This is a genomic window from Streptomyces sp. NPDC055013, from assembly GCF_053608645.1.
Genome location: NZ_JBSGVW010000080.1, coordinates 1 through 5688 on the forward strand (window position 1 = coordinate 1; position 5688 = coordinate 5688).

7 protein-coding genes are annotated in these 5688 nt (G+C 71.3%); all 7 read right to left on the minus strand.

All coding sequences use genetic code 11. The annotated features are described in order from the left end of the window. Window positions 1–64 precede the first annotated feature (64 nt). The 7 genes from ACWGDB_RS41765 to ACWGDB_RS41795 are packed head-to-tail and all read right to left on the minus strand — an operon-like array spanning window position 65 to window position 5249. The gene (locus tag ACWGDB_RS41765) at window positions 65–388 is read right to left on the minus strand and encodes a TcmI family type II polyketide cyclase (protein WP_453827268.1); all 324 of its coding nucleotides are present in this window, start codon (window positions 386–388) and stop codon (window positions 65–67) included. Then, window positions 373–828, minus strand: coding sequence for an SRPBCC family protein (locus tag ACWGDB_RS41770; protein WP_453827269.1), 456 nt, complete (start codon window positions 826–828; stop codon window positions 373–375). Before ACWGDB_RS41770 ends, ACWGDB_RS41765 begins: the two co-directional genes overlap by 16 nt. Before the next feature lies 1 nt (window position 829). Then, window positions 830–1096: an acyl carrier protein gene (locus ACWGDB_RS41775; RefSeq protein ID WP_383615614.1), complete on the minus strand. Its 267-nt coding sequence runs from the start codon at window positions 1094–1096 to the stop codon at window positions 830–832. Window positions 1097–1115: 19 nt separating this feature from the next. After that, a complete protein-coding gene (locus ACWGDB_RS41780; RefSeq protein WP_453827270.1) occupies window positions 1116–2363 on the minus strand; it encodes a beta-ketoacyl synthase N-terminal-like domain-containing protein in 1248 nt (415 codons plus the stop codon). Beyond that, complete coding sequence (locus tag ACWGDB_RS41785; RefSeq protein ID WP_453827271.1) at window positions 2360–3631, minus strand: beta-ketoacyl-[acyl-carrier-protein] synthase family protein; 1272 nt, start codon at window positions 3629–3631, stop codon at window positions 2360–2362. Before ACWGDB_RS41785 ends, ACWGDB_RS41780 begins: the two co-directional genes overlap by 4 nt. After that, complete coding sequence (locus ACWGDB_RS41790; RefSeq protein ID WP_383615622.1) at window positions 3628–4092, minus strand: cupin domain-containing protein; 465 nt, start codon at window positions 4090–4092, stop codon at window positions 3628–3630. The genes ACWGDB_RS41785 and ACWGDB_RS41790 overlap by 4 nt, the downstream gene beginning before the upstream one ends. A 44-nt stretch (window positions 4093–4136) precedes the next feature. After that, the gene (locus tag ACWGDB_RS41795; RefSeq protein ID WP_453827272.1) at window positions 4137–5249 is read right to left on the minus strand and encodes a SchA/CurD-like domain-containing protein; all 1113 of its coding nucleotides are present in this window, start codon (window positions 5247–5249) and stop codon (window positions 4137–4139) included. Between the last annotated feature and the right edge of the window lie 439 nt (window positions 5250–5688).

Below are 5688 nucleotides of genomic sequence, written 5' to 3' on the forward strand. Positions count from 1 at the left end.
GCGCCTGTTCGGCGCGGGCGGCGGCTTTCCCCGTTCAGGTCCGCGAGGTGCGGTCCCTCGACGTTCAGCCCTTCGACCAGTGGTAGAAGCGCTGCGCCATCGCGTCCTTCGGACTCCGCCAGGTCTGCGGGTCGTACGGGCTGACGAACGCCTCGAGCTTCCTGCTGATGTCGACGAACTCGGGGTGCCCGGCCACCTTCGCGATGGCGGGGCCCGGGTCCTGCTCGGCCTCGATGTAGTGCATGTACACATCGCCGAACTGGAACAGCGAACGCTGGGTCACCCCGACGAGGTGCGGGAGTTCGCCGCGGTCGGAGGCCGCGAAGACGCCCGCGATGTCCGAGGCGGACTGCGGGGCCATCCTGGCGACGATCAGTGCGTGGTGCATGCGGCCTCCACACGGTCGCGGATGAGCGCCATCTGGATGGGTGAGTTGCGGTTGATGATGTCAGTCATCCCGGCGTCGTCCACCGGCGCTTCGGGCTTCATGGCGAAGTCCTGCGTCCAGTGCATCCGGGTCCCGGCCGGGGTCTCCTCGTACTCCCACACGATGTTCATGTACTCGAAGGGGCCGGTTTCGACCCTGCGGGCGCGCACGACGAGCTTCTCGCGGTCGGCGACCCGTTCCGAGACCCAGCTCCACACCTTGCCGTTCTCGTCGGGGTGCATGGTCAGGCGGAAGGTCACCGTGTCGCCCTCGCGGGACAGCACGTCGCAGGACGCGTACTCGCTGAACAGCTGGGGCCATCGCTCCAGGTCGTTCGTCATGTCCCAGACGAGGTCGACGGGAGCGGCGATGGTGATCTCGTTCTCGGTGTGTCCGGCCACTTCAGGCTCCTGTCGTGAGGCTGCCGTTGACGAGCGCGAGGAAGGCGCGGGGGCTCTTGCAGCGCTCCGCGTCGGTGGGCAGCGCCTGGCCGTGCCGGTTCTCCAGCTCGCCCACGATGCCGAGGAGGCCGAGCGAGTCGAGCCCGAACTCGGAGAAGGGCGTCTCGGCCCGCGCTTCGAGCTCCTGCGGGTCGACGGACACGCCGGCGGCCTGCTTCATCAGCGCGGCCAGCTCGGCGACGGTCACTTGGGTCACTCCGGTGGTCATGAGGGTTCTCCTTGTCGTTCTATGCGGAGGATTCGGGGCCCCGGCGAAGGACCAGCGCCGCGTTGGAGCCCATCAGTCCCCGGCTGAGGACCAGGGCCGTGCGGAGCTCGGCCGGGCGTGCCGTGCCGGTCACCAGGTCGATGTCGTGGCAGATGTCGAAGACGCCCGGCGTCGGCGGTATCTGCCCGTGCTCCATGGCCTGCACCGCGGCCACGATGTCCAGCAGGGGTGCCCCGCAGTACGACCGTCCGATGCCGGTCTTGGGGGCGGTGACCGGCACTTGGGTGCCGTGCCGGCCGAGGGCGTCGGCCAGGGCCAGCGCCTCCGCACGGTCCGCGTCGGGCACGCCCATCGCGTCGGCGAAGACCACGTCGATCTCCTCCGGCGCGCAGCCGGCCTCGTCGAGGGCGCCGCGAATGGCCTGCGCGAGCCCCTCCCGCGACCGGTCCCAGCGCGAGGCACCCGTGAACGTGGCCGCGTGTCCCGCCACGGTGGCCCGCACGGCCGCCTCCCGGCGCCGCGCCCGGTCCAGGTCCTCGACGACCAGCACGGCACCGCCCTCGGCGGGCACGAAACCGCAGGCCGCCGTGGTGAAGGGACGGTAGGCGCGGGCCGGGTCCTCGACGGTGCTGAGCTCGGGGTAGCCGAGCTGGCAGACCCCCGAGTACGGGGCGAGCGGGGCCTCGGCGGCGCCGACCACGACCACGTCCGTGCCCCGGTGCACCGCCCGCGCGGCGTGCGCGACGGCGTCCAGGCCGCCCGCCTCGTCGCTGGCCACCACCCCGCAGGGGCCCTTGAAGCCCTTGCGGATGGAGATCTGGCCCGTGCTGGCGGCGTAGAACCAGGCGATGGACTGGTAGGGCCCGACGAACCGGGACCCCTTGCCCCACAGCTTCTGCAGTTCCCGCTGGCCGAACTCACCGCCGCCGGATCCGGCCGCGGTGACCACACCGACCGAGTACGGCGAGTCGGCGGCGCTGCTGCTGAGTCCCGCGTCCTGCAGGGCGGCGTCGGCGGCGGCCAGCGCGAAGTGGGTGAACTTGTCGGTCTGGACGAGGAAGGTCTCCTCGATCAGCGCCGACGGGTCGAATCCGCGGACCTCTCCGGCGACGCGGAGCGGAAGGTGCTCACAGCCCTCCCGGGTGACCCGGTCCAGTACGCTCGCGCCCTCCTTGACGGACTTCCAGTAGGTGTCCGCGTTCAGGCCGTTGGGCGCGACCACACCGACTCCGGTGACCGCTGTGCGCCGGGTGCGTTGACCACTCATCGTCGTCTCCTCCCAGTCGGCCCCGTCAGGAGCACCGCGGACTGGAACCCGCCGAAGCCGCTGCCCACGGAGAGCACGTTGTCGAGCCTGCGGGGGCGAGCGGTGCGCGGGACGTAGTCCAGGTCGCACTCGGGGTCCGGGGTCTCGTAGTTCGCCGTCGGCGGAACCACCTGCCGGGCCAGCGCGAGCACACAGGCGACGACCTCGATCGCGCCGATCGCGCCGAGCGAGTGGCCCACCATGGACTTGATCGAGCTCATCGGGGTGTCGTAGGCGTGGGATCCCAGCGACTTCTTGACCGCCGCGGTCTCGTGCCGGTCGTTCTGGCGGGTGCCCGAGCCGTGCGCGTTGACGTAGTCGATCTCGGTGGGGTCCACGCGCGCGTGGTCGAGCGTGTCGTCGATGGCGCGGGCCATCTCCAGGCCCTCGCTGGTGAGTCCGGTCATGTGGTACGCGTTGCCGAAGGTGGCGTAGCCGCCGATCTCGCAGTAGATGTGCGCGCCGCGCGCCCGGGCGTGCTCCAGCTCCTCCAGGACGAGTACGGCGGCGCCCTCGCCCATGACGAATCCGTCGCGGTGGGCGTCGAAGGGGCGGGAGGCGTGCTCGGGGTCGTCGTTGTTGGGCGACGTGGCCTTGATGGCGTCGAAGCAGGCCATGGTGATCGGGGAGATCGGCGAGTCCGACGCCCCGGCTATGCAGATGTCGGCACGGCCCTCCTCGACGGTGTGGAAGGCGTAGCCCACCGCGTCGAGTCCGGAGGTGCAGCCGGTGGACACGGTCTGCACCGGGCCCTGCGCGCCGAACCGTTCGGCGACGTCGGCCGCGAGCGTGCTGGGCGAGAACGCCCGGTGCAGCTGCGGCTCGGCGTTGCGGTGATCGACGTCCCAGCGCTGCCCGTGCTCGCTGACCAGGACGTAGTCGTGCTCCAGCCGGGTCGTGCCGCCCACCGCGCTGCCCAGGGACACGGCCACGCGCCAGGGGTTCTCGGCGGCGAAGTCGACACCGCTGTCGGTGACGGCCTCCTGTGCGGCGACCAGGGCGAACTGTATGTACCGGTCGGCGCGTTCGGCGATGCCGGGTTCGAGGCCGTGCGCCAGGGGCTCGAAGTCGCACTCGGCGGCTATCCGGGACCGCAGGCCCGCGGGGTCGAACAGGGTGATGCCGCGGGTCGCCGTACGGCCGTTGGAGAGGAGGTCCCAGAACGCCGGAACTCCGGTCCCGCCGGGGGCGACCACACCTATGCCGGTGACCGCCACGCGCCGGGTCACGAGAGCACTCCGGGTCGCTCGGGCTGCCCGCCCTCCTCCTGGACCAGCGGGTACGCCTTGATGTCGTCGCTGAGCTCCGGCGCCTCGGTGTCGACGTGGCCGAGCTTGGGGTTCGGCGCGAGCGGGCCCAGATGGAAGACCATGCGGGCCTCCTCGTCACCGACGTTGCGGAAGCGGTGCCGCATGTCGATGGGGATCATCAGGCCCTGGTCGGAGCGCAGGGAAAACGTTTCTCCATCGAGGTCGACCTCCAGCCTCCCCTCGACGACGTAGATGAACTCCTCGGAGTACGGGTGGTAGTGCTCGCTGATGCGTTCGCCGGGCCGCATGATGGCCAGGCCCATGAAGCCGCTCGTGGCACCCACCGTGACCGGGGTGAGCAGGGTGCGCAGGTCGCCGCCGCGCTTGCGGTTGGGCTCGATCTCTTTCAGGTCCACGACGCGCGGGCGCATCTTGTCCATGGTCTGTCTCCAGGTCGTTCGGTGGGGTGGTGGTCCCTGCGCGGTCAGGACTGCGCAGCCCTGCGGTCGGTGATCAGCGCCATGTCGGCGTGCGTCAGGAGGCGGGTCGCCTCGCGTTGGCCGGTGAACGGACCGGCCACGCCGAGCGCGTCGGTGTCGAGCAGCCGGGCCAGCACTGCGGCCTTCCTCGGGCCATGGATGCCGAGCGCCATGACCGGGTCGGTCTCGGGATCACCCCGTACGTCGATGAGACGGACGACGATGTCCTCGCGCTGGAAGACGGTGCTGCGGTGCACGGGGCCGGCCGGGTCGGCCGCCGCGGTCTCGTCCTGCTGCGAGAGCAACCGGGCCAGCGCCATTCCGCAGCCCTTGCGGGCGGGGTAGTACAGGGCGTGCCGCTTGATGTCGTCCGGCTCCGGGCCGCCGCGGGCCACGTGGTGGACGGGCGGCATGGCGGCGCGGATGAAGAACGTCCGGGCCGACTCGGGGTCGGACAGGTCCCGGTGCTGCTCCAGATGCGGGTTGAGGGCCTCCTCGACGGCCCGTACCTCGGGCTGGCGCGAGACGTGGCGCAGGGCCGCCATCAGGTCGCCCTCCACCTCGACCGTGCGGACGACCCGGTTGCCGTGCATGAAGAGGGTGGTGCGGCGCAGCCGCGTGGTGTCGTCGACGCGGGCCTCGGGCGGTGCGTATCCGGCGAGGATCTCCGCGACCTTGGACTCGGAGCCGGGCTTGACGGTGAAGGTCAGGGCGTGGCGGATCACACCGTCGCCCACCCTTACGGCCGTCTGGAGTCCGCCGGCCTTTTCCGGGCGGGCGCCGCCGGTCTCGCGGACGATTCCGTACCGCATCGAGCGAAGCTCACGGACGCAGCTCTGCAGGGGCCGGACCGTCTCGAGATGCTCTTCACTGTTCACCCAGGCGAGGTACGGCGGGGCGGTGGCCCATTCGCTCGTGATGACCCACTGGGACGGGTTCTCCAGGGACTGGCACAGCTGGTCACCGAGGTGACCGGGGACCGACGCGACTCGGTCGCGCATGTGCTCGTAGGCGTCCAGGAACTGTTGCTCGGCACCTTCGTGGAGGTCGACGAGAAGGAGGACTCGCATCCTGGAGCCGTCGAACGCCGACTGGGATGTAAAGGGCGAAGTGGTCATCCGGCAGACCCTTCCTTCGCGGGAGCAAGCGGCGGCCGTCCGTGTCCACCAGCGCGAACGCGGGTTTCGGCCCTGAGCCTTCATCGTGGGTCAGGGCTCTGGGGTCCGCGAGCCACGCGGGCCAAAGGGGGGAACTGGCCGTGCGCGTGCGTCCGCCGGCCGCCGACGCTGCGTCAGGCGGGGGCTGGGGTGGGGGCCAAGAAGGGGGTGCCGGGGCGTAGTTCGTGGGGGCGGGTCGCGTCCGGCGGTTGGGCCGGGATGCCTGCGGCGGCCTCCGGCGGTTGGGCCGGGATGCCTGCGGCGGCCTGTGGGGGTTCGCGTAGCGCCTGGCGGTGCGTTGTGGGTCGGGGCCGTGCCGGGGGGTGTCCGTCCTCGGACCGGCGGTTGGGGTCGGGCAGAGAGGTGCCGTTTCTTGACGCCGGCCACTGCGGGCGGACAC